This window comes from Chryseobacterium sp. S90 (assembly GCF_047444895.1).
GTDB lineage: Bacteria > Bacteroidota > Bacteroidia > Flavobacteriales > Weeksellaceae > Chryseobacterium.
Window position 1 is genome coordinate 1,190,205 of sequence record NZ_JBLGCX010000001.1, and the last position, 22,894, is coordinate 1,213,098.

Genomic DNA, 22,894 nt, shown 5'->3' on the forward strand with positions numbered 1-22,894 from the left:
TGTTTGTACTGTGTTTAGAAGGAAGACAAAGGTCCAATTTTTTCTTTTCAAAAAAAAATATTGCAGGTATTGATTATTTAAAAATATATTTGTATGTATAATTTAATACCTAAAATGATACACACAACACACTCAATACGAGTACGTTACGCAGAAACAGATCCGATGAAATATGTATACTATGGTAACTATGCAACGTACTTCGAAGTGGGGAGAGTTGAGCTCTTCAGAAGCATCGGAATTTCATACGATGAAATTGAAAACCAAGGAATTTGGCTTCCTGTTTCGGACTATAAAATTAAGTATATCCGACCAGCTTTGTATGATCAAAAATTAGAAATTCATACTTATGTTAAAAAAATTCCGGGAGTAAGGATCGAATTTGAATATGAAATTTACAATGAAGAGCATATTAAAATAACAGAAGCTTCCACTACTCTATTTTTTCTGGATGCAAAAACCAATAAGGTTATCAAATGTCCGGATTTTCTAATGGAAATGATTGAGAAGAACTGGAAGGAAAAGTAACATGTTAGGAGATTCAAGGTCCAAGGTTTAAGGTTCTGGACAACCGCATCACGTAACCCGAACCCCGTAACTCGTAACCCGCAGCATTAAACTTTAAACATAAAACATTGAACTCCATTTATGAATTAATTCGCACCTTTGTACCTTTATTTTAATCATCCCTTATATATTATATTATGAAGATTGCATTTTTGGGACCTCATGCCAGTTTCACACAGCTTGCTGCAGCGCAGCTTTTCCCTGATGAAGAGTTATTACCCCAAGCCAGTATTCTGGATTGCTTTAAGGCTGTTGAAAGCGGCGAAGCAGTAAAGGCCGTTGTACCTTTGGAGAACTCTATTGAGGGAACAGTTTCTATGACGCTGGACTATTTGTATAAGACCCCGTCTATTAAGATTGAGGCAGAAGCGGTAATGCCTATTGCACATCACCTGATGATTCACCCAGACAACTCTATTGAGAATATTGAAAGAATATATTCACATCCACAAGCACTGGCACAGAGCTTCCATTTTCTTGACACTCATTATAAAGAGATTCCAAAGCAGGATTTTTCTTCTACTGCTGCTGCTGCGAAATTTGTTTCAGAAAACAAGGAAACGGCTATTGCTGCTGTTGCCAACCAATTTGCCGCTAATTTGTATGGGCTGAAAATTATCAACCGTAATATTCAGGATTTTGAACAGAATCACACCCGGTTTATCATTATCTCTAAACAACAGGATACCTACCAGAATAACAATCTGGAAACTTTGGGAGAAAAAGCAGGAATGCTGATCACTCTTCCGGAAGATCATCCCGGTGGGCTACATCAGGTTTTATCGGTTTTTGCATGGCGAAAGATGAACCTTAGCAAAATTGAATCCAGAACATTAAAGACCGGACTGGGCAATTATTTCTTTTTTATCAATGTGGAAGGGCCTTGGGAAGAAGTCTTACATGGAAACGCCCTCAAAGAACTTGAATCAATCAATGCTAATGTTGATTTTCTTGGAAATTATAGAGAATTCCTCTTAGAAAGCTAGAAAAAAGTAAATAAATACATTAAAAACACTGCCATTTGTGCAGTGTTTTTGTTTTTAAACCTATTAAAAACCTGAAAAAAAATATTTTTTACAAAAAAATATCCAAGATCCAATACGATACATTTACTACTAAAATAACCCACACAACAGGGAGAAATATTTTTCTTTAAACACCTTATAAACAAGCGATTAATTAGAAGATAAATATAATAACTCGTAATTAAATCATGAGGTAATATTACGCAAAATATAAACATATGTTTAAATATATTACATCATATTAATATTAAAATTATAAATTTCACAATGAAGGGTATAATTTTTATTGTATATTTGCTAAGCAACTAATTAAAAATCTTGATCATGAAAACTAAACTTTACAGCTTAATGTTAGCATGCGCAACCCTACCTTTATTTTCCCAAGTTGGTATCAATACAGCTACTCCATCTGCAACTCTAGATGTTAATGGAACACTGAAAGTTAGAGACACACCTGCAGCTACAGCATTACCTGGCTATCAGGTTTTAGCAATTAACCAGGGAAGTACTCAGGTTTACACTGTAGATCCTGCGCTATTAATTGCCGCATCAGGAACCAATACTTCTGTATATGCAGCAAAAAAAGCGACAGGTATAAGCCTTCTGAATATAGGAATTTTCCCAGCATCATTCCTGCCTGTTAACTTTGTAGCAGCTGACCGAAATATAGGAAGTGCCGCTTTATTTACAGACGCTGACGGTTCTTATACTGTCCCATCTACAGGAGTATATGCCGTTGGATTCGCATTCAGATATGGAACAGGGCTACAGGCATCATTATTGTCAGGAGCTCCAGGAATTGGAATCGCCAGAACCAGAACGGGGGTAACCACAATTATCGACAGTCGCCCTTTCAGTGGCGTTAATCTTGCGTTAGCAATTAACTTAACACTTTCTGATGCAAGTATCAATTCTCTTTACTCGTTCCAGGCAGGTGACAAAGTATCTTTCGGGCTTACTGATTCCGGTATTTTCTCCGGATCATTATTAGGATCCAGTATCTCATCATTCTACATTTACAAAGTATCCAACTAGTAAAACATATTGTTAGTTATCTATACCATTTAACCCATCACTTATACTGTGATGGGTTAATTTTTTAAATCGCTTTTCAAACATTTCTTTATATTTGATAAAACTAATGAAATGAATGAATTTATTGCTGTTGTCATACTTATAGTAATCTTCATCATTTTCAACAATCTGAACACCAAGATCAGAAGACTTGAAAAGGAAATCACTGACCTTAATCATAAAATTAATAAGGCCCCGGATCAGTCTGAAGTAATCCCAACAAAAGCTTCAACAGAAGAAACTATTGTCCCTCAGCAAGTACAGTCTCATCAAATTGTTCCTGAAGAAATAAAAAACAGGGAAGAAAATGAAGAAATCCCGATACCTGTTCAAAAAGACTGGCTGACTCCCGTTTTTGATTTTTTAAAACAAAATGCACTCACCATCATTGGTATTTTTACTCTTGTTCTGGGAATCGGTTACTTTGTAAAGTATGCTATTGATAAAAACTGGATCGGAGAAACTGCACGAGCGGGTATTGGTTTTTGTACCGGAGCAGGAATCATCATTATAGGACATTTCCTCAGAAAAAACTATACAGCATTTGCTTCTATTATAACCGGAGGCGGGATTGCCATGCTCTATTTCACTGCCACCATTGCTTTCCGGGAATATCATCTTTTTACACAGAATACAGCCTTTGTTATCACCGCCCTGATTACAGCGGCATCTATTATCTTATCCTATTATTATAAAAGTGAAGTCCTGATTATTTTTTCATTAATTGGAGGTTTTAGTGCTCCTTTGATGATCAGTACCGGACAAAGCAACTACCCTTTCCTTTTTATTTATCTTACTCTTTTAAATATTGGAATGCTGGTAGTCTCTTTTCTTCAACACTGGAAAAGCGTAGGATGGACAGCTTATATTTTTACAACCGCTTATCTTTTTTATTGGACGAATGAGAGCACGGAGCTTTTAAGCATTACTTTTTACATGATCAGTTATGTGATTTTCTACCTTTTTGCTCTGCATGACTACATCAAAAAAAATATACTTTCAACTTCTGATATTTTAATACTTGCTTTTGCTAATTTTTCGAGTGTTCTGGGACTGCTTTATATTTTTGATACTTTAGCCTATGAACCTCCCATCATTTTTCCACTTGCCTTTGCTGCAGTCAATTCTTTTCTGCTCCTTAGAGAATATGGACGAAAAAGCTTCGGAGTTGCTTATTCTGTATTTGCAGGACTCGTTACCAGCCTTATCACTATTGCCATAGCTATTCAGTTTAAAACCCACCTTATCACCAGTATCTGGGCAATAGAAACTACTCTTCTGCTTTTCATCTGGAAAAAGACAGATCACAAAATTTTCAAGATTTTCTTTTATATCCTTTTTCCATTGGTCATGATCGCTCAGATTGTAACCTGGACAGAGTATCTGGGAACAACAGATTTTACTATCATATTCAATCCTCCGTTTATTACCAGTTCATTTACCATCGTTTCCCTAATGATCAATTTATATTTATTAAGGAATACAGGAAAAGAACCACAGGAGAAAGTCAGCACTTTTTTTGAAGATCTTGTGACTGTGATTAGCTATGGAATTATTTATATAAGTCTTCTTCTTGAACTTACCTATCACGTTTCAGAGATGCCCTGGTCGGCGGTTGTCGGCATAGGACTGTTATTCAGCATTTATTATCTGTTTATATTATTACTTTTCAGAAGACCACTAAGTATCAGAAATGATGTTCAAACCGCTCTGATCTATATGTTTCTCTTTCTGATTATTCTTAATACTTCGGTTTCCACACTACCAGTTGTAACAGCTGTATTAACAAAAAAACTTCATTTAAGCTTTTACTTGCTGCATCTGCTTCAGTGGATTCCTTTTATATATGTATATTCCCGGATCATTCCATCATCAGAATTTCATAAAACACGAATTTCTTACTGGATCCTGTCATTGACACTTATCATTTCCATAAGCTGTGAGCTTCATCATTCTTATGTTTTAATGATTTCTAATGACCTTCCTCATTCTTTTGAAGCAAGCGCCCACTTCAATATTCTTTATCTTCCTATTGTATGGACTGTTCTTGCGAGTATTTTTATTTATATGGGTTTGAAAAAGAATATTCAGGAATACAATAAGGTTGGATTTGCATTGATAGGGCTCATGGTTTTAAAACTCTACGGTTATGATGTATGGCAAATGGATAATATTTCAAGAATAAGCGCCTTTATTGCTCTTGGAATTATCTTATTATTAAGTTCTTTCGCTTTTCAGCGATTGAAAAATATCATCAGAAATATGGTTGATAAAAAAGATAAAAACGAGGAAACCACAGACTGATAATCAAAATAAAAGTTTTTATTATAAATAAAATGTAAAACAATCTGAGATTTCATTCACATTTTATAAAAAATAACTATATTTATCACGTTTTTAACAGTTACATATTCTGATTATGAAAAAATTACTCTATTCTTTTTTAATACTCTCTTCGGCTACTTTATTTGCACAGCAAAAAAATCCTGCTGTGAAGTTTGCAGTTGCTGACAACGCTATCGGAACAGTAGAATTGTTTAATGCGAAAAAGAACGTATTGCAGGTTTCTAAAGTATACAATACTCCGGCAAGTCTTCCCCAAAGTTTTAAAAAATACAGTTCTGTTTTTACAAAAGGGGTAACTGAATACAAATTCAAAAATGGAGAAAATACATTGGACAGAATGTCATTATCCAACATCAACGCACAATATAATATTCCGGCAGACAATCCAGTATTTATTGAAGGTTATGAATTTGCGGATACCAGCACAATGATCTATCCTGAGATCAAGAAAAGAGCTGAAACAAAAGATTACAACGGTAAGAAAACATTGTTTATCTACACTACCGAATAACTTGAATAAAATAAAAAGGATGCCATTTCAGCATCCTTTTTATTTTAATATTTATTGTTCCATTTTTTCTTAAGCTCCTCATAGATCTTCTTCTCGGTAGAATTATTACCGGGCTCATATAATTTCACATCCCTGATTTCCTCAGGAAGAAAGTCCTGTTCCACAAAATTTCCGTCATAGGAATGTGCATATTTATATTCTTTCCCATAGTCCAGATCTTTCATCAGTTTTGTAGGAGCATTTCTCAAATGAAGTGGTACCGGTAGATTCCCGGTTCTCTTTACCAAAGCCAATGCTTCATTAATAGCCATATACGCAGAATTACTTTTAGGAGAAACCGCAAGATAGACCGCAGTTTCGCTTAATATGATTCTTGCTTCAGGATTTCCAATCACATTGATCGCCTGAAAACAATTGTTGGCAACCACCAGCGCATTGGGATTAGCCAGCCCTACATCTTCAGCGGCCAGAATAAGCATTCTACGGGCAATAAACTTAATATCTTCTCCTCCGGCAATCATCCTTGCCAGCCAATAAACAGCTCCGTTCGGGTCACCACCACGCATTGACTTGATAAAGGCAGAAATAATATCATAATGCTGCTCACCATTTTTATCATACAGCGCCATTGTTTCCTGAAGAACTTCAAGGACATCCGTATTGATGATTTCTGTTGTACCGGAGTTTTTATATTGATTCAAAACCAATTCTACAGAATTGATTAGCTTCCTGGCATCACCACCCGAGTATTGAATGAAAGCTTCTTTTTCAAGAATTTTAAAATCGGTTCCTTCATCTTTATTATATCTTTCAGAAGCAATATCAATCAATTCTTCAAGTTTTTCATAACTCAAAGCCTTTAAAATATAAACCTGGCTTCTCGAAAGCAACGCTGAAACCACTTCAAAACTTGGATTTTCAGTAGTCGCTCCTATCAGAACAATCCAGCCTTTTTCTACGGCATGCAGCAATGAATCCTGCTGAGATTTGTTGAAACGGTGAATTTCATCAATAAATAAGATGGGTGATTTCCCAGAAAACAAATTCTGTTTTTTAGCATCATCAATGACATCACGAACATCTTTCACCCCTGAAGAAACAGCAGATAGCTTATAGAACTTCCTTCCTGATTGTTCTGAAATAATTTCAGCGAGTGTTGTCTTCCCGGTTCCGGGAGGTCCCCATAGAATCAGAGAATTCAGGGTGTTATTTTCAATCATTTTTCTGATTGTTCCTTTGTCGCCGGTAAGGTGCTCCTGCCCCAATACATCGTTCAGGGTTTTAGGTCTTAATTTTTCAGCTAATGGAATATTTTGATTCAAACTAATTCTATTTTTTAATATCAATGTTCCGGATTTTCGATCACCGAAACTTATAACAAATTTAAACTAATTTTCATTTTTTTACCCTATTTTTGCATTGTTTTGAAACTTACATTCAATAAAATCATTACATTTCCGCTGGTAATTTTGATAAAATTTTACCAATGGTTCATCTCGCCCTTACTTCCCAAAAACTGCCGTTACGAACCCACCTGTTCTCATTATATGATTGAGTCTCTTCGGGTTCATGGGATCTTTAAAGGATTCTGGCTGGGATTTAAAAGAATTTTGAGATGCCATCCGTGGGGAGGCAGCGGTTATGATCCCGTTCCGCCCAAACATAAATGTCAATAATCAAACTATTAAATCAATAGAAAATGAATACTATTTTTTTCAGAATTTATCTTGTGCTGTTTGCGTTCACCACGCAGCTTTTTTTTGCACAGGAATACCCTGGAGGTTTATCTGACGGAACTTTAGATGTCAACGGAAGCAATGTTCCTGTAAAAATCTATTCTACTACAGAAATGGGAGACCTTACCGCTTTTCCGGACAGAGAATCAGATAAGAGCCATTCTTTTGTTGTGATCCTTAACGGATCCAGCCTTGAACCTTCTTATTATAATTATGCAGCTTCAGCATTAGCAAGGTTCAAAGATTCCAACTATCAGTTTTTTGATAAAAACTTTAAGCTGATCAATACCGCTGCGACTCAGGAAAATGTTACAACGTTTAAATATGCGGTAAAAACTGTAAAACCCATTACTGATTCTGATAAGGTAGAACTTAAAACTTCATTCAAAATATGGGATCCATCGAAAGGAATTCATATCGGATCATTTACTCTTCACTTTTATAGTTTGATGTTTGTATTTGCATTTGGTTTCGGATATGTTTTAATGACGAGAATCTTTAAGATTGACAATATTAACCAAAGATACCTTGAACCTCTTTTCACATGGACTTTAATTGGAACAATCCTTGGGGCGAGATTAGGACATGTTATTTTCTATCAGCCGGAATTGTTTAAAGAGGATTTCTGGAGTGTATTTTTACCCATAAGCACAAAAAATGGTTTTAAATTCACAGGGTTTTCAGGACTGGCAAGCCATGGTGCTACTATCGCTTTGATCTTCACGACGCTGTATTACTCATTTAAAATCATCAAAAAAAATCCTTTCTGGGTATATGACAGATTAGGTATTGTAGTTGCGTTAGGAGGTGCATTTGTAAGAATGGGGAACTTTTTCAATTCTGAAATCGTTGGTAAACCAGCTGATCCAAATTCTCCGTTTGCATTACTTTTCCCACAGCAAAGCAGTGAATATGGCCTTACCGTACCTCGTTATCCAAGTCAGTTATTTGAAGCTGTAGGGTATGTTCTTCTATTCATTTTGTTATGGATACTTTACAGAAAAACAGATAAAAAATATCAGCAGGGATGGCTATTCGGTTTATTCTTTATTATTCTTTGGGCGATCAGATTCTTTGTTGAGTTCCTTAAAGAGCCGCAAGGTGATGAATTCATCCAGATCGGAGGTCTGAACACAGGTCAGGTACTTTCCATTCCATTTATGATTGCCGGTGTTGTTATCATGATCGTTTCTAAGAAATTTAAGATTACTCCGGAAGAAAATGAAAAACCTGAGTATATTGAAAAGGCATAAGCACAAACTGGAAATAGAATAACTTCGGTTTTAAGATAAAAAAGGCAAATTTGTACTCCTACAGATTTGCCTTTTTCTTTTAAACTTATTTTAAAAGCCGTTCAGTTCATTTTCTGTTACAAACTTCTGGCAACTTTTCGATTCAGCTCCTCAAAAACGCTTCCAAATTCACTAATAACATCCGTAGGAAGCATAGATTCTTTTGAATGCCTTTCCGAAGCAAGATCAGCCGATCTTCCGTGAATCCATATCCCTAAAATACAGGTTTCTTCTTCAGAATATCCCTGTGCTAAAAGTGAGGTGAGAATTCCGGTAAGGATATCTCCACTGCCTCCTTTCGCAAGACCCGCATTTCCCGTTATATTGTAAAATACATTTCCCTCCGGGGTAATAATTTGTGTATGATGATCTTTCAAAACAATATAAATATGATACTCTTTTGCCTTTTCTCTGGCCAGCTCAAGTCTCTTAAAAGAATTTTCTGTACTTCCGAAAAGCCTTTCAAACTCTTTAGGATGAGGAGTAATAATTGATTTTTTTGGAATTAATTTCAGATTTCCTGCCTTTTTAGAAATGATATTCAATGCATCGGCATCCAGAATCATCGGACTGGTATAGTTTTTAAGAAAGCTCAGAAAACTTTTCTCAGTATCCGGATGAGTTCCCAGTCCAGGTCCTATACCGCAGGTCAAGTCTTTGTCTATCTCAAAGTTTGTTATAAACTGTTTTCCTCCCGTTATAAACATGGCTTCCGGACAAGAGGTCTGCAGTATCTCATATCCACATTCCGGTGCCAGCGTAAAGGTCAGCCCGGCTCCGGTTTTTAAGGCAGATTGTGTAGCCAGAACGGCAGCTCCTATTTTCCCATAACTTCCTCCTATGATTGCAACCTTACCATAGCTTCCTTTATGGGAAAACTCCTGTCTGGGCTTGAATATAGATTCTATCAGCTGATCATCAATGATAAAATATTCCGAATCTGTGGTATCAGCATAGGTTTTGTTTAAATCAATATCCAGCACTTCTACTTTCCCGGTATATTTTCCGGTTTCGGGATGAAGGAAAGTTCTTTTCCAGCCTTGAAAAGTCAATGTGTAATCAGACTTCAGAATAACAGGATCATTATCAAATATTTCATCTGAAGATAATCCGGAAGGCACATCAATGGATATCTTAATATTCTTTTTGGAGTTCAGCTGCTCAACAAGTCCTTTCAACTCTCCTTCCAACGGTCTGGATAAACCTGTTCCGAAAAGAGCATCAATAATAATTGTTTTATCATCAAAATTATAGTGTTCATTCTGATCAAATTTTCTGACCGAAATTCCTGATAAATCACGAAGCCTTTTCAGATTGACCAAAGCATCTTCTGAAAATTTCCGTTTAGAATCACCAACAAATACATCCACATCAAAACCTTTCAGGTAGAGTATTCTTGCCACCGCCAATCCATCTCCTCCATTATTTCCATTGCCACAAAATATGGCCAGCTTTTTATGATTTTTACAATGTTCCGAAATCCAGTGGGCTGCAGCCATCGAAGCTCTTTCCATCAACTGGATGGATGAAACCGGTTCATGGGAAATCGTAAAATGATCCCAGCTGCGAATCTGTTCTGCGGTAAAAATCTTCATAGGTAAAACAAACTTTTAAGCAAATTACAAAAGATTTTTCATTATGGTATCACCTCAATAATAAAAATAAGGAGACCTCATGAATGAAATAAAGTATCTGTATAAAGCTAAAATATTCATTAAATCCAATTCTATGAATTCATCATAAAACTCAATGTTTTGGGAATAAAAAACTATAAAAAGTAGTGTTTTTTACATTTTTTAATTATATTTTTGTGTATATACTAATTAAAAAAATATAAATTATGGGATTTGTAAAAGAATTTAAAGAGTTTGCCTTTAAGGGGAATGTTCTCGATCTTGCTGTCGGTGTGATCATTGGTGCAGCATTTGGTAAAATTGTTTCGTCTTTGGTAGAAGATGTAATCACTCCTCTGATACTGAATCCGGCATTAAAAGCAGCAGGCGCAGAAAATATTGCAAAACTTACATGGAACGGGGTTGCGTATGGAAATTTCCTTTCAGCAGTAATCAGCTTCCTTTGTATTGCCATGGTTCTTTTCTGGATCATCAAACTAGCCAATAAAGTCAACAAAAAAGATGCTCCGGCTCCTACAGGACCTACAGAGGATCAAAAACTACTGACAGAGATCAGAGATTTGTTGAAAAGCAAAAATATCTAATCTGATAACAATAATTCAAAATAAAAAAGCACCTCAACTGAGGTGCTTTTGTTGTATAATATCATTCAATTATTGAATCTGTAAGATACTTGAAATCTGCTCTGCCAAAGAAAGCCCAATTCTGTCCTGTGCTTCAAGAGTAGATGCTCCTGTGTGAGGGGTAAGAGAAATTTTAGAGTGATTAAGAATTTCCTTAGAAGGTGTTGGTTCGTTAATGAAAACATCCAATCCGGCAAATCTTACTTTTCCGGAATCTAAAGCCTGAATTAAAGCAGCTTCATCAATAACTCCTCCTCTGGAACAGTTTACAACAGCCACTCCGTCTTTCATGATTTCAAATTCATTCTGACCGATCATATAGCCGTCTTTCTGAGCCGGAACATGCAGCGTAATAAAGTCTGAATGCTTTAAAACCTCCTGCAATGGTTCAGTTTCGATATCGACATTGATAAACTGGTTGTTATAAAACTTTACTTTAATGCTGGCTTTACCTACATTATTATCAGCAGCAACCACTCTCATCCCAAGTCCTAAAGCGATTCTTGCTACTTCCTGCCCGATTCTTCCCATTCCTACGATACCAATTGTCTTTCCTCTCAGTTCGATACCGGCAGCATATGCTTTTTTAAGACCTGAAAATTCAGTATCTCCTACCAAAGGCATTTTTCTGTTGGAATCCTGAAGAAATCTTGCTCCGGAAAATAAATGAGCAAAAACAAGCTCAGCCACCGATTCCGAAGAAGCTGAAGGAGTATTGATCACGTGGATTCCTTTTTCTCTTGCATAGTCTACATCAATATTATCCATACCTACTCCACCTCTGCCAATAATGTCGATAGATGGACATCCGTCAATAATATCTTTTCTTACCTGCGTAGCACTTCTCACCAATAGAGTACGGATTTTGTGCTCGTTAATATAATCTACCAAAAACTCCTGTGGAACTTTTGTAGTAATCACTTCAAAGCCTTTTTCTGTCAATGCATCTATTCCAGATTGATCCAGGCCGTCGTTTGCTAAAACTTTCATAAAATATCGAGTATATTAAAAAATGAAAGATTTAAAAATTAAAGGAACCGGGTTCGCATTTAATCTTTAAATCTTTGAATTATATTTTTATTCGCCGTCTTCTTTGAATACTTCAATGGTCACTTGTTTTTCTACCAAATCCGTAAATCTTCCTTTGTATCTTGTAGCTCTTACCAGGTGATTGTCTATCCAGTGATAATTTCCTCCTCTAGGTTTTCCGCAAAGTACGCTGTGGTATTTGAAACCATGCTTATCCAGCCAGTCAATAGTGATTTGTTTCAGATTTTCGGTTCTTGAAGTAAAAAAGCAGATCTGGTGCCCCTCATCATACCATCTGTTGACAGTTTCCAATGCATCAGGATAAGGTTCACAGGTAACCATTCTTTCCGGTTCTTCGTTTGGAACGTCATCTGTAATGGTTCCGTCGATATCTATTAAGTAATTTTTTACGCCATCCTTTAGAATAGGACTAATGTGTTCAATGTATTCTAATTCCATTACTAAATATTAAGTAACAAAGTTAGCGTTTTTACAACTATCAGGCACATTAATCTTAGTTTAAGTTAAAAATATACTACAAAAAATAGTATTTAAAGAATAATATCAATATTTTATCAACCATTTCATTGCAAATAGTTAAAATTTTTCGTTTTGATATTTCTTTTTATGATTAATATATAAAAACAGATAAAAAAGACAAAAATGAATTTGCAGATTTGCAGGTAAACATTCTCCGGCATCCCCGGATATTACAAAAAGCATGATGTTTATCTAAAAATTTCCAAAATACATTTATTACTCTTACATTTGTAGGAATGGAAGAATTTGTTGTTTTAGTAAATCCTAAGGATGAAGTTTTAGGGCTGATGGAAAAACAGCAGGCTCACATCAATGGCCTGTTACACCGTGCTTTTTCTGTATTTCTGTTCAACAGTAAAGGAGAAATGCTTCTTCAGAAAAGGGCTTCAGGAAAATACCATTCTCCCAATCAATGGACCAATGCCGTGTGCTCACACCCAAGAGATGGGGAAACCTACAAGGAAGGAGCAATACGAAGACTGAGAGAAGAACTCGGAATTGAGGCAGAACTTTCAGAAAAATTCAATTTTATTTATAAAGCAGATGTAGGTGGCGGCCTTTGGGAGCACGAGCTGGATCATGTATTTGTGGGAAACCATGAAGTCGATTTCAATCTGAATAAAGAAGAAGTAGAAGAAGTAAGATTCATTTCCCCCGAAAATCTGGATAAAGAAATCTCTGAACATCCTGAAAACTTTACAGAATGGTTCAAAATCATCCTCGAAGAATATAAACACCATTTTTAAATGATGAAGAAAATATTGTTTTTTTCTGCAATGTTAACGGGAAGTCTGTTTTTTGCCCAAAAAGCAAAAGTTTATGAAAGTCCCAACTACTCTATTAATGTTCCGGACGGCTGGAAATCTACGAATGACAGTGAGATCGTCAATATTTTTCCAACCAGTCAGATAGGAGCCATTACGATTTCGGAATATCACGATTTGGCACTTCCGAAAGAAGAAGTAAAAAAATTCATCCTGGCACTTTATCAGTCACAAGATCAAGAGAATAAGATAAAAGATAAAAAAAGCCAGAAAGGATATACGGAATATCTGTATGAACACTTTGATGAAAAAGAGAAGTTGTTCTGGATAACCAAAGTTTTTCAAAAAGACAAAAACTTATATTTAGTTTCCATCAACTGTGGCCAGAAATTCTGGAACGGAAACTACATGACCCAATTCAATGAGACTTTTAACAGTTTTAAAATAAAGAAATAAAAATTAAATATGAAGAAAACAGCCTTGTACGACAAACATGTTTCTTTGGGAGCTAAGATCGTACCTTTCGCAGGTTTTGAAATGCCTGTTCAATATTCAGGGGTTACAGAAGAGCACTTTGCAGTAAGAGAAAAAGCAGGATTATTTGATGTTTCCCACATGGGACAGTTTTTCATCGAAGGGCCGGGTTCAAAAGATCTATTACAGTTTGTAACTACTAATAATGTAGATGCTTTGGAAAATGGAAAAGCTCAGTATTCTTGTCTTCCCAACGAAAACGGAGGAATTGTAGATGACCTTATCGTTTACAAAATGGAAGATGACAAATATTTCGTGGTTGTAAACGCTTCCAACATCGACAAAGACTGGAATCATATTTCAAAATACAATACTTTCGGGGCTAAAATGACGAATGCTTCTGATGAGATGTCATTATTGGCAGTTCAGGGGCCTAAAGCTACTGAAATCCTTCAAAAGCTTACAGAGGTAAATCTTTCAGAAATTCCTTACTACCATTTTACAGTAGGAACTGTTGCCGGAGAAAATAATGTGATTATTTCAAACACAGGATACACTGGAAGCGGTGGTTTTGAGATTTATTTCAATAACGAAAGTGCTGAAAAACTTTGGGATGCTGTAATGGAAGCTGGTAAAGAAGAAGGAATTATTCCTTGCGGATTAGCTTCCAGAGACACTTTAAGATTAGAAAAAGGATTCTGCTTATACGGAAATGATATCGATGATACGACTTCTCCTATCGAAGCAGGTCTAGGATGGATCACTAAGTTTGATAAAGATTTCGTTTCTAAAGATGTTTTCGCAAAACAAAAAGAAGAAGGAGTTACAAGAAAATTAGTTGGTTTTGAGCTTACAGACAAAGGAGTTCCAAGACATGATTATCCTGTAGTAGATGCTGAAGGGAATGTAATCGGAAAAGTAACTTCCGGAACACAGTCTCCAATGAAGAAAATCGGATTGGGTCTTGCATATGTAGACAAGCCTCATTTCAAATTAGGATCTGAGATCTTTATTCAGGTAAGAAACAAGAACATTCCTGCAAAAGTGGTAAAAGCTCCTTTTGTATAATCTGTTCTGAAGATATACTTAAATAAGAGAGGCTGTGATGTTCACAGCCTCTTTTTTGTTTAATAACAGATACAGCAGACTTTCCTGTCCGGGCTACAGGCATCTCCTACGCCTGGTGTATTGGAAATCACTCCTCCTGCAGGTCCACATAAAATACTACAAGGCGGGATGAAAGCAATTCCTCCACTCACCTCTTTTAATTCTGATCTGGTCAGTTTTTTTGTTTTTGAAAAGTTTGTTTCATATTGTAATTTTTTGGCGATTATAAATATAGTCATAAATAACATTATAAATCAAACACTTACAACACATGTAATTAAATATCCGGCTCAATAATGAATTCATTATTGAGCCGGATAGATCAACTATTTAAAGTTTTATTTATTCGTTTACCCCAAAGAACTTCTGCAATTCTTCAACATTTTTCTTATCATTTCCAACAAAGATCTCTTTGTCTGTAATAAAAACAGGTCTTTTCAAAAAGGTATAATGATCCAGCAGCAATTCTTTAAAATCTTTTTCTGTCAATGATTTTACATCTAAGCCTCTTAGTTTGATCTGAGTAGATTTTTTACTGAATAATGCTTCGTATGATTTTGTTTTTTTATGCATTTCGGCCAATTCTTCTTTTGTGATCGGCTCCTTTTTGATTTCGCGAAGTTCCCAGTCTGTAAGATTGAACTGGGCTAAAATTTTTCTGCAGGTATCACATGTGTTGAGATAAAATACTTTCTTCATTATGGTTTCTAATCTGTTATTGGTTAAAATTCGTTTTCATTGAAAGTTTCGTCTTTCAAAAGTAGGATTTAATCTAAAACTTTGGAAATTATTAAATAACTTTATTCAAATTTTATAAAGATGCAGAACAAGCCTATTACTTTTCAGTTTATTTCGGAGCCTTCAGATGTGAATTACGGAGGAAATGTACATGGAGGAAGTGTTATGAAATGGATTGACCAGGCCGGTTATGCATGTGCGACAACCTGGAGTGGTAATTATTCCGTCACCGTATATGTAGGCGGAATCCGTTTTTATGACCCTATTAAAATTGGTGAAGTGGTAAAAGTAGACGCCCAGGTGATCTACACCGGAACTTCAAGTATGCATATCGCTATCAATGTTTTTTCAAGAAACCTGAAGCAGCCGAATTTTGAGAAAAAAACCCACTGTATTATCGTTTTTGTTGCTGTAGATGAAAATGGTAAAAAACTGCCCGTACCTAAGTGGACACCGGAAACAGAGGAAGAAAAACAGCAGGAAATATATGCTAAACGCCTGATGGAGCTGAGAACACAGATTGAGGATGAGATGAAACCGTTTTTGTAGAGACTAGCTGCGAAGGTGTAAAGCTTAAGGTTTAGAGTTTAAGGTTGTGGGCAACTAACAACTAGATAACCAGCAACTATAACAAAACTAACCACATTATATGAAAGGTATTTTCACCTTAATCGCATTGCTTACAATAGCTTTGGTTCAATCTCAGACCCATCGGTTTATTTATGAACTGCAATATAAGATGGATTCTACAGAAACGACTTATGATAAGTTGAACATGATATTGGATATCACACCAAAAGAGGTGAAATTTTACGGAAGAAACCTTATGACGACAGATTCATTAAATAAAAAATTCGGGATGAATACCAGTCATACAGATATGTCCGGGCAGGTGGTGAAACGAAAAATTAATTCTTTTGAGAACGAAAATTTCATCAACATCAAAAACGGATATTATTCTTTTAAAACTACAGATAAAGTAAACTGGACAATTTCGAGTGAAACCAAAAAAGCAGACAGCTATACCTTACAAAAAGCTACAACCCAATTCGGAGGTAGAAACTGGACGGCATGGTTCTGTAAAGATATTCCTTTTAATGAAGGCCCTTTTAAACTCCGCGGGCTTCCGGGTTTAATATTTGAACTATCTGACACACAGCAAAACTTCATTTATCATCTTATTAAAAGTCAGGAATTGCCGGAAGTATATCTGACTGATGACTTTATTGAATCTAATTTCGGCAATAAAGCTATTCCCATCAATGAGAAGCAGAAACATAAACTGGTCATGGAGTTTTACAATGATCCTTTTGCTTTTGAAAGAAATAATTTCAGCAAATCCAATAATGACCTGAAAATAAATATCAACGGAAAAGAAATCCATAATGTGGATGAACTGAATACCCAAACCAAAAGTATGCAGGAAGTGATAAGAAAATACAACAACCCGCTCGAAATCGATAAGGCTATACATTATCCAATCTATTAAAACTCTGATTTATCTTTAAGTTTGGGCTAAAGCCAGTGCAAAGTGTTAAATTGATGTGGGCGGGCTAAAGCCCACCCCTATTGATAGGGCCTGGCAAATATTAAAATTTAACGACAATATCTTTTATCTTTTATCTTTTATCTTTTATCTTTTATCTTTTATCTTTTATCTTTTATCTTTATTCATATATTTGCATAATCAAAAGGAAATGGTGTTCTTCCTTACCCAACCGCTTTACAAAAGCTGATGACGCCTGATTAAAAGATTATTAACAAATAACTAATCAGGATTATTATGTCAAAAAGTCAAAGAACACTTGGTAAAAAAGCAGTTTTTTACACTCACTTTTTCTTCAGAAAATTTCCGGCTCTGCCTTATATTTTAAAATGGCTATGTATTAGTATCATTATCGGTGCATTGGTAGGAACTGCTTCTGCAGGATTTCTGCAATCGTTGGAATGGGCAACAGATTTCAGGGAAAATCATCTCTGGCTGATTGCATTGCTTCCTGTAGCAGGATTTCTGATTGGACTTCTCTATTATTACTTCGGAAAAGATGTTGAGGCAGGAAACAACTTGTTGATTGACACTATTCATGAGCCCAAAGGAATTATTCCGTTTAAAATGGCTCCTTTTGTGTATCTGGGTACAATGATAACTCATTTCTTCGGAGGATCTGCAGGGCGTGAAGGAACAGCTCTTCAGATGGCAGGAGCTATTGCAGATCAGCTTACCAGACCTTTTAAACTTGACAGAAATGAAAGAAAAATATTGATTATTGCGGCCATTGCTGCCGGATTCGGTTCTGTTTTCGGGACTCCTTTGGCCGGAGCAGTTTTTGGACTTGAGGTTTTTCTGATCGGAAGAATACGATATAATGCGATATTCCCTGCTTTTGCTTCAGCTATTCTGGCTGATTGGGCAACCAACCTATGGAATGTAAAACACACTCATTATCATATTGACATCATTCCTAAACTGGAGTTTTTGCCTATTTTATACAGTATTCTGGCAGGAATAGCCTTCGGGGTCTGTGCTGCTGCTTTCAGTAAGATCATTCATTGGGCAGGCTCTGTTTTCAAATCAAAAATTAAATATCCACCCCTTCGTCCTGTAGCAGGTGGAATTATTATTGCCCTGGCAGTTTTTGCGATGGGCACCACCCGATATATCGGATTAGGTGTTCCTGTGATTGTAGAATCTTTTGAAAAACAGCTTCCTTTATATGATTTTGTGTTAAAAATGATTTTTACCATTGTTACGCTTTCAGCCGGATTCAAAGGTGGAGAAGTTACCCCGTTGTTCTTTATTGGAGCTACATTAGGCAGTGCTTTATCTCTCTTTATTCCGTTGCCGTTCGGATTATTGGCAGGAATGGGATTTGTAGCAGTATTTGCCGGAGCAACCAATACTCCTTTAGCCTGTATGCTGATGGGAATCGAATTATTTGGAGCAGAATGTGGCGTATATATAGCCATTGCCTGTGTGGTATCTTACCTTCTTTCAGGCCACAACAGTATTTATACCCAACAGAAAATCGGAGAAGCAAAAAACAGAAGATTTGAAAGTCAGCAGGATCGTTCAATTTCGGATTTTTTATAAGTTTCTTTCTGTTGCTAGTTTTCTAGTTGTTTTTGTTTCTAGTTACTTTAACCCCCGAAACTCGCATCCCGCATCCCGCCACTACTTCCAACAATAATTCGTAATTTTACCCCATGTTCGATTACAGATTAAAAGTTTTCCATACGGTAGCTTCCCGATTAAGTTTCACTAAGGCTTCAGAAGAGCTTCATATTTCGCAACCAGCTGTTACAAAACACATTAAAGAAATTGAAACTCAGATAGGCGCCAAGCTGTTTGACCGTAAAGGAACTTCTATTCAGCTGACTCAAAGTGGAAAGATTCTGTACGAACATGCAGAAAAGATCAGAAATATCTACCGCGACATGGAATTTGAGATCAGCCAGATCAATCAGCAGCATAAGGGAAAACTGATTATCGGGGCCAGTACAACTGTTGCGCAGTATATTTTACCTGAAATTTTAGCGAAATTTAATGCGTACTATAAAGATATTAAGATTGAGCTTCTTACTGGAAATACAGAAGCCATCTCTGTCCTTTTAAAAGAAGAAAAAATTGACCTGGGGATCATTGAAGGAGAATCACAGTCTTCTTATTTTGAATATAAGACTTTTAAACCTGATGAAATAGTTCTGGCAGCGAAATCAGATCACCCACTTGCGCATAAAACCTTAAACTTAAAAGATCTTTATCATCTGGATCTGATCTTCAGAGAACAAGGTTCCGGAACTCTTGAGTTTATACAAAACAGACTTAAAGAAAAAGAAATCAATATCCATGAACTGAATACCGTCATGCAGCTGGGAAGCAGTGAAAGTATCAAGAACTATCTTCTCCACTCGGAATGTATGGCATTTCTTTCCATAAGTACCATCCTGAATGAACTTAAAAACAATGTACTGACGGTGATTGACATTAAAAACCTTAGTATTGAAAGAGACTTCCATTTTATTCTGCCTAAAGGAGAACAATCTGAACTGATTAAGCTTTTTCTGAGGTTTGCAGAATAATCCCCCTTATGATGTAAATTCTATTATTTTTAGCATGGTTATTAAAAATATACAAAGCTTTTAAGTTTTGGCTAAAGCCAATGGAATTTTTAAAATTTATTTGGCTGGGCTAAAGCCCAACCCTATTGATATAATTAAGCAAATAGTAAAATTTAACGACAAGATCTTTCATCTTTCATCTTTCATCTTTCATCTTTCATCTTTTATCTTTTATCTTTTATCTTTTATTAATTATAACTTTTAGTTATCCAATATAACAAAATACGATTTATTTCGTAATACTATTTTCCGGAATTTTGATGCAGATTTTAAAAGTTCGCATTATGAAAGATTTCATTCAGAATGAAATGACCCGAAAAGTATTTTTTATTGTATTGGCAGTTCTGTGCCTTACCCCTCTTGTATCTTCACCAATTGCCCTTGTTTTAGGTTTTGGACTGGCTGTTTTTATCGGAAATCCTTTTGAGAAACATCTTCATCATTATATTCATTTACTTTTGCAGATCTCAATTGTGGGCCTTGGATTCGGGATGAAACTAAATGAAGCTTTACACGCCGGAAAAACAGGCTTGATGTTAACGGTTGTGAGTATTGTTACAGTAATGGTAATAGGGTATTTTCTGGGGAAAATATTTAAGCTGGAAAGACCTCTGTCTTACCTTATTTCTGCAGGAACAGCTATTTGCGGGGGGAGCGCTATTGCCGCAATATCTCCGATTATTAAACCTAGCACCAAACAGATTTCTCTTGCTTTAGCGATTGTTTTTACCTTAAATTCTATTGCTTTGTTTGTCTATCCTGCCATAGGACATCTGCTGAATCTTTCACAGGAACAGTTTGGGCTTTGGTGTGCAGTGGGAATTCATGACACAAGCTCTGTTGTAGGTGCAGCCAGCAAGTATGGCGATGAAGCTCTGAAAATAGCAACGACTGTTAAGTTAGCCCGTGCCCTTTGGATTATTCCGGTTTCATTGATTACCATGTTTATTTTTAAAAGTAAAGATTCAAAAATAAAAATTCCGTGGTTCATCGGTTATTTTATTGTAGCCATTCTTCTGAACACTTATTTTCCGTTTCTTGACCGTTTCAGTACTTCAATCACTGTTTTGGCAAAATCCGGATTGAATCTGACTTTATTTTTCATTGGCTCTACCCTTTCTCTCCAAACCTTGAAATCAATAGGATTTAAACCTTTATTCACCGCAGTACTTCTGTGGATTACCATAAGTGTCGGCAGCCTTCTGTATATTATTCATTAAAATGAGCAGAACCCTTTTGATATCAAAAGGGTTCTGCATATTAAATGTGGAAATGTTTATTTCGTACTGAAATAATTTCTTTTAGATTGCGGCATCATCACAAGTATAAACCTGTGGACATCCGATATATTGTACACAATACCATGGTCCTGTTACAGAACCTGAGCAACTGCATCCGCAAAGAGATAAATCAGGGTTTCCGCTTACTCCTCCTGCGATATTCTTAAGGTCTTGTTTTCTTAATTTTTTAGCGTTTTTCATAATGTTCATGAGATTTAGTTTGATTAAACAATATAGTTTTAGTTACCTTCCAAAGTTAAACAAATATTAATTACACGCAACAATAATCAGAACAAAATTAATAAATTATTGATTTTAAACTAATTATTATATTCAAAACAAGGAATAGCACAGGCTTATTTATTAAACAGTTCAGATTATTCTGTAAATTCAAGGTCTCTGTCATGAGTTTCAGAAATGGTAAGCGAGGAATAAAATGCAAGGCCAAATACCACTACCCCGACTATGGCAGCACTTTCTACAACAGGAAAATGTCCTTTCAGAGAATCAAAAGCAAATATCATAACCGGTACCAATCCTCTTACCATATTGGGAACCGTTGTTGTTGCTGTATTTCTGATATTGGTTCCAAACTGTTCCGCAGCCAAGGTCACAAACATAGCCCAATAACCTGTCCCGAAGCCCAACCATACACAAAACAGATAATATTTTGTCTCCGTGTTGGTATTCCCAAATAACATGATGGCTACTCCAATCAGGGTAAAGATCAGCATATAGAAGATGGCCATTTTACGTGATTTTAAAGCATGGGAAATAAATCCACTCAACAGATCTCCGACAGAAATCCCTACATACGCCCACATAATTGCTTTTCCGGGGTTAATCTCCTTTATCCCTAATTCAGGGGCAAACTGATTGGCTAAAACGGCAAGAATCCCTATACAATACCATGTAGGCAATCCTACAGCAATACATTTTAAATACCTTGTCAGTCTGTCTTTATTGGTAAAAAAGGATAGAAAATTACCTTTTGAAACATTTTTATGTTCAATATTCTTATAAATCCCGGATTCGGATACGCTTATTCTCAGTACCAATAACATAATTCCCATGATCCCGCCAATAATATAAGAGATGTTCCACCCACCGGCCAGTTCTACTGTAAGCTGAGCTACTACAGCTCCCATTAATCCAAAACCAGCCACCACTGAGGTTCCAATTGCTCTAAGATTCTTCGGCAGGCTTTCAGAAACCAGCGTAATTCCCGCTCCAAGCTCTCCGGCAAGCCCAATACCTGCAATAAACCTCAAACCGGCATATTGGTACACCAAATGTTCTTTTGGAAAGTAAGGAAGAAACCCGCAGGCAATATTAGCTAAGGAATACACTAAAATAGATCCGAAGAGCACGGAAAGTCTTCCTTTTTTATCTCCGAAAATCCCCCAGAAAACACCGCCTATAAGAAGTCCCACCATCTGACAGTTCAGAATAAAGGTTCCGTCAGCATCCGGATTGAGTCCCAGAGCTTTTAAACTTGGTATTCTAACGATCCCGAATAAAAGGAGGTCATAAATATCTACAAAATAGCCTAAGGCGGAAATAATAACGGGAATTGAAAAAATGTACTTCAGTTTTGAAGACATGGACAGTTCTTGCATTTTGGATTAAATTTTTGTTAAAAATAAAAATTAATTAAACAAAGTATAATTTTTTCTTACATATATCTATTAACTTTTCATTTATCTTAAATAGGTTATTTCAATAATTAATGCTAAAAGATTAAAAATGTAAATACATAAATAATTTTTTTAGTTTTTTTGAATGTTAATATTAAAGAATGATGAACGCTTACAAATTATTTTCTGAAGGCATTTTAAAACTCTTTTATTTATGAAAAAAAATATCTAACATTGCATTAGAAATAGATATCGACATATCATTTAAAATATAAAGCATTAGCTTTTCTTGTCTCGGTAAACTGGTAATTTAAAAGTGTACAAGAATATGCGATGCTCACGCTTCGGCGTGGGCTATTGTTTATCTGTACACAGGTATACCAGTGCCTCCGAGACAG

The 22,894-nt window shown here is 35.9% G+C and carries 24 protein-coding genes and 1 riboswitch; of the genes, 16 read left to right on the forward strand and 8 right to left on the reverse strand.

What is annotated here, in order from left to right; genetic code table 11:
• Positions 1–114: 114 nt before the first annotated feature.
• The 5 genes from ACLMCG_RS05520 (at position 115) to ACLMCG_RS05540 (ending at position 5,523) form a co-directional block, all read left to right on the forward strand.
• On the forward strand, positions 115–528 hold the full coding sequence (locus tag ACLMCG_RS05520; protein WP_223600563.1) for an acyl-CoA thioesterase: 414 nt from the start codon (positions 115–117) through the stop codon (positions 526–528).
• A gap of 176 nt (positions 529–704) precedes the next feature.
• Entirely contained in the window at positions 705–1,553 is an 849-nt protein-coding gene (gene pheA / locus ACLMCG_RS05525; RefSeq protein ID WP_413959096.1) for a prephenate dehydratase, read from the forward strand.
• 363 nt (positions 1,554–1,916) lie between these two features.
• On the forward strand, positions 1,917–2,627 hold the full coding sequence (locus tag ACLMCG_RS05530; protein ID WP_223600282.1) for a hypothetical protein: 711 nt from the start codon (positions 1,917–1,919) through the stop codon (positions 2,625–2,627).
• Between the two features lie 111 nt (positions 2,628–2,738).
• Positions 2,739–4,970, forward strand: coding sequence for a DUF2339 domain-containing protein (locus tag ACLMCG_RS05535; RefSeq protein WP_413959097.1), 2,232 nt, complete (start codon positions 2,739–2,741; stop codon positions 4,968–4,970).
• Between the two features lie 115 nt (positions 4,971–5,085).
• Entirely contained in the window at positions 5,086–5,523 is a 438-nt protein-coding gene (locus ACLMCG_RS05540) for a hypothetical protein (protein ID WP_413959098.1), read from the forward strand.
• 44 nt (positions 5,524–5,567) lie between these two features.
• On the opposite strand, the gene ACLMCG_RS05545 is transcribed toward ACLMCG_RS05540, so the two are convergent.
• Positions 5,568–6,845, reverse strand: coding sequence for a replication-associated recombination protein A (locus tag ACLMCG_RS05545; RefSeq protein WP_413959099.1), 1,278 nt, complete (start codon positions 6,843–6,845; stop codon positions 5,568–5,570).
• A 102-nt stretch (positions 6,846–6,947) separates the two neighbouring features.
• Here ACLMCG_RS05545 and yidD point away from each other — a divergent pair, with 102 nt between their 5' ends.
• Together yidD and lgt are read left to right on the forward strand one after the other, a co-directional pair.
• Positions 6,948–7,199, forward strand: coding sequence for a membrane protein insertion efficiency factor YidD (gene yidD / locus ACLMCG_RS05550; protein WP_047423501.1), 252 nt, complete (start codon positions 6,948–6,950; stop codon positions 7,197–7,199).
• Positions 7,200–7,648: 449 nt separating this feature from the next.
• On the forward strand, positions 7,649–8,512 hold the full coding sequence (gene lgt / locus ACLMCG_RS05555) for a prolipoprotein diacylglyceryl transferase (RefSeq protein WP_047385615.1): 864 nt from the start codon (positions 7,649–7,651) through the stop codon (positions 8,510–8,512).
• Between the two features lie 116 nt (positions 8,513–8,628).
• Here the strand turns inward: lgt and ACLMCG_RS05560 are convergent, their stop codons facing one another.
• Positions 8,629–10,146, reverse strand: a complete 1,518-nt coding sequence (locus ACLMCG_RS05560; RefSeq protein ID WP_413959100.1) for an NAD(P)H-hydrate dehydratase — start codon at positions 10,144–10,146, stop codon at positions 8,629–8,631.
• A 245-nt stretch (positions 10,147–10,391) separates the two neighbouring features.
• Between ACLMCG_RS05560 and mscL the strand changes: the two genes are divergently transcribed.
• Positions 10,392–10,769: a large conductance mechanosensitive channel protein MscL gene (gene mscL, locus ACLMCG_RS05565; RefSeq protein WP_413959101.1), complete on the forward strand. Its 378-nt coding sequence runs from the start codon at positions 10,392–10,394 to the stop codon at positions 10,767–10,769.
• Between the two features lie 69 nt (positions 10,770–10,838).
• On the opposite strand, the gene ACLMCG_RS05570 is transcribed toward mscL, so the two are convergent.
• Complete coding sequence (locus ACLMCG_RS05570) at positions 10,839–11,798, reverse strand: D-2-hydroxyacid dehydrogenase (protein ID WP_142716250.1); 960 nt, start codon at positions 11,796–11,798, stop codon at positions 10,839–10,841.
• 87 nt (positions 11,799–11,885) lie between these two features.
• Positions 11,886–12,296 carry a phosphoheptose isomerase gene (locus tag ACLMCG_RS05575; protein WP_047376850.1) on the reverse strand — a complete coding sequence of 137 codons (411 nt, stop codon included), beginning with the start codon at positions 12,294–12,296 and terminating at the stop codon, positions 11,886–11,888.
• Positions 12,297–12,613: 317 nt separating this feature from the next.
• On the opposite strand from ACLMCG_RS05575, the gene idi reads away from it, so the two are divergent.
• Genes idi through gcvT form a run of 3 tightly spaced genes read left to right on the forward strand, consistent with a single transcriptional unit; the run spans position 12,614 to position 14,683 of the window.
• Entirely contained in the window at positions 12,614–13,123 is a 510-nt protein-coding gene (gene idi, locus ACLMCG_RS05580) for an isopentenyl-diphosphate Delta-isomerase (protein ID WP_413959102.1), read from the forward strand.
• Positions 13,124–13,597 carry a hypothetical protein gene (locus tag ACLMCG_RS05585; RefSeq protein WP_223600288.1) on the forward strand — a complete coding sequence of 158 codons (474 nt, stop codon included), beginning with the start codon at positions 13,124–13,126 and terminating at the stop codon, positions 13,595–13,597. It abuts the gene before it with no gap.
• 9 nt (positions 13,598–13,606) lie between these two features.
• A complete protein-coding gene (gene gcvT / locus ACLMCG_RS05590; protein ID WP_413959103.1) occupies positions 13,607–14,683 on the forward strand; it encodes a glycine cleavage system aminomethyltransferase GcvT in 1,077 nt (358 codons plus the stop codon).
• 59 nt (positions 14,684–14,742) lie between these two features.
• Here the strand turns inward: gcvT and ACLMCG_RS05595 are convergent, their stop codons facing one another.
• Positions 14,743–14,961 carry a hypothetical protein gene (locus ACLMCG_RS05595; protein WP_413959104.1) on the reverse strand — a complete coding sequence of 73 codons (219 nt, stop codon included), beginning with the start codon at positions 14,959–14,961 and terminating at the stop codon, positions 14,743–14,745.
• Positions 14,962–15,064: 103 nt separating this feature from the next.
• The gene (locus ACLMCG_RS05600; protein ID WP_413959105.1) at positions 15,065–15,421 is read right to left on the reverse strand and encodes an arsenate reductase family protein; all 357 of its coding nucleotides are present in this window, start codon (positions 15,419–15,421) and stop codon (positions 15,065–15,067) included.
• Positions 15,422–15,541: 120 nt separating this feature from the next.
• On the opposite strand from ACLMCG_RS05600, the gene ACLMCG_RS05605 reads away from it, so the two are divergent.
• From ACLMCG_RS05605 to ACLMCG_RS05625, 5 genes are all read left to right on the forward strand, one after another.
• On the forward strand, positions 15,542–16,009 hold the full coding sequence (locus ACLMCG_RS05605) for an acyl-CoA thioesterase (protein ID WP_047423514.1): 468 nt from the start codon (positions 15,542–15,544) through the stop codon (positions 16,007–16,009).
• 100 nt (positions 16,010–16,109) lie between these two features.
• Positions 16,110–16,949, forward strand: a complete 840-nt coding sequence (locus ACLMCG_RS05610; RefSeq protein WP_413959106.1) for a GLPGLI family protein — start codon at positions 16,110–16,112, stop codon at positions 16,947–16,949.
• Positions 16,950–17,144: 195 nt separating this feature from the next.
• Positions 17,145–17,212, forward strand: a riboswitch (Fluoride riboswitch).
• A 31-nt stretch (positions 17,213–17,243) separates the two neighbouring features.
• Complete coding sequence (locus tag ACLMCG_RS05615; protein ID WP_413959107.1) at positions 17,244–18,551, forward strand: voltage-gated chloride channel family protein; 1,308 nt, start codon at positions 17,244–17,246, stop codon at positions 18,549–18,551.
• A gap of 113 nt (positions 18,552–18,664) precedes the next feature.
• Positions 18,665–19,540 (forward strand): LysR family transcriptional regulator, encoded by an 876-nt coding sequence (locus tag ACLMCG_RS05620; protein ID WP_413959108.1) that lies wholly within the window; start codon positions 18,665–18,667, stop codon positions 19,538–19,540.
• Positions 19,541–19,863: 323 nt separating this feature from the next.
• Complete coding sequence (locus ACLMCG_RS05625; RefSeq protein WP_413959109.1) at positions 19,864–20,799, forward strand: YeiH family protein; 936 nt, start codon at positions 19,864–19,866, stop codon at positions 20,797–20,799.
• Positions 20,800–20,880: 81 nt separating this feature from the next.
• Here ACLMCG_RS05625 and ACLMCG_RS05630 read toward each other — a convergent pair whose 3' ends face one another.
• Both ACLMCG_RS05630 and ACLMCG_RS05635 read right to left on the reverse strand, forming a co-directional pair.
• Positions 20,881–21,069: a hypothetical protein gene (locus ACLMCG_RS05630; RefSeq protein ID WP_223600297.1), complete on the reverse strand. Its 189-nt coding sequence runs from the start codon at positions 21,067–21,069 to the stop codon at positions 20,881–20,883.
• 167 nt (positions 21,070–21,236) lie between these two features.
• Positions 21,237–22,478 carry an MFS transporter gene (locus ACLMCG_RS05635; RefSeq protein ID WP_223600298.1) on the reverse strand — a complete coding sequence of 414 codons (1,242 nt, stop codon included), beginning with the start codon at positions 22,476–22,478 and terminating at the stop codon, positions 21,237–21,239.
• Positions 22,479–22,894: the final 416 nt, after the last annotated feature.

What these genes read in the sequence shown, in the direction of transcription:
- ACLMCG_RS05520 (WP_223600563.1), top strand. Translation starts at nt 115, where the DNA reads ATGATACACACAACACACTCAATACGAGTACGTTACGCAGAAACAGAT.
- pheA (WP_413959096.1), top strand. Translation starts at nt 705, where the DNA reads ATGAAGATTGCATTTTTGGGACCTCATGCCAGTTTCACACAGCTTGCT.
- ACLMCG_RS05530 (WP_223600282.1), top strand. Translation starts at nt 1,917, where the DNA reads ATGAAAACTAAACTTTACAGCTTAATGTTAGCATGCGCAACCCTACCT.
- ACLMCG_RS05535 (WP_413959097.1), top strand. Translation starts at nt 2,739, where the DNA reads ATGAATGAATTTATTGCTGTTGTCATACTTATAGTAATCTTCATCATT.
- ACLMCG_RS05540 (WP_413959098.1), top strand. Translation starts at nt 5,086, where the DNA reads ATGAAAAAATTACTCTATTCTTTTTTAATACTCTCTTCGGCTACTTTA.
- ACLMCG_RS05560 (WP_413959100.1), bottom strand. Translation starts at nt 10,146, where the DNA reads ATGAAGATTTTTACCGCAGAACAGATTCGCAGCTGGGATCATTTTACG.
- mscL (WP_413959101.1), top strand. Translation starts at nt 10,392, where the DNA reads ATGGGATTTGTAAAAGAATTTAAAGAGTTTGCCTTTAAGGGGAATGTT.
- ACLMCG_RS05570 (WP_142716250.1), bottom strand. Translation starts at nt 11,798, where the DNA reads ATGAAAGTTTTAGCAAACGACGGCCTGGATCAATCTGGAATAGATGCA.
- ACLMCG_RS05575 (WP_047376850.1), bottom strand. Translation starts at nt 12,296, where the DNA reads ATGGAATTAGAATACATTGAACACATTAGTCCTATTCTAAAGGATGGC.
- idi (WP_413959102.1), top strand. Translation starts at nt 12,614, where the DNA reads ATGGAAGAATTTGTTGTTTTAGTAAATCCTAAGGATGAAGTTTTAGGG.
- ACLMCG_RS05585 (WP_223600288.1), top strand. Translation starts at nt 13,124, where the DNA reads ATGATGAAGAAAATATTGTTTTTTTCTGCAATGTTAACGGGAAGTCTG.
- gcvT (WP_413959103.1), top strand. Translation starts at nt 13,607, where the DNA reads ATGAAGAAAACAGCCTTGTACGACAAACATGTTTCTTTGGGAGCTAAG.
- ACLMCG_RS05595 (WP_413959104.1), bottom strand. Translation starts at nt 14,961, where the DNA reads ATGACTATATTTATAATCGCCAAAAAATTACAATATGAAACAAACTTT.
- ACLMCG_RS05600 (WP_413959105.1), bottom strand. Translation starts at nt 15,421, where the DNA reads ATGAAGAAAGTATTTTATCTCAACACATGTGATACCTGCAGAAAAATT.
- ACLMCG_RS05605 (WP_047423514.1), top strand. Translation starts at nt 15,542, where the DNA reads ATGCAGAACAAGCCTATTACTTTTCAGTTTATTTCGGAGCCTTCAGAT.
- ACLMCG_RS05610 (WP_413959106.1), top strand. Translation starts at nt 16,110, where the DNA reads ATGAAAGGTATTTTCACCTTAATCGCATTGCTTACAATAGCTTTGGTT.
- ACLMCG_RS05615 (WP_413959107.1), top strand. Translation starts at nt 17,244, where the DNA reads ATGTCAAAAAGTCAAAGAACACTTGGTAAAAAAGCAGTTTTTTACACT.
- ACLMCG_RS05620 (WP_413959108.1), top strand. Translation starts at nt 18,665, where the DNA reads ATGTTCGATTACAGATTAAAAGTTTTCCATACGGTAGCTTCCCGATTA.
- ACLMCG_RS05625 (WP_413959109.1), top strand. Translation starts at nt 19,864, where the DNA reads ATGAAAGATTTCATTCAGAATGAAATGACCCGAAAAGTATTTTTTATT.
- ACLMCG_RS05630 (WP_223600297.1), bottom strand. Translation starts at nt 21,069, where the DNA reads ATGAACATTATGAAAAACGCTAAAAAATTAAGAAAACAAGACCTTAAG.
- ACLMCG_RS05635 (WP_223600298.1), bottom strand. Translation starts at nt 22,478, where the DNA reads ATGCAAGAACTGTCCATGTCTTCAAAACTGAAGTACATTTTTTCAATT.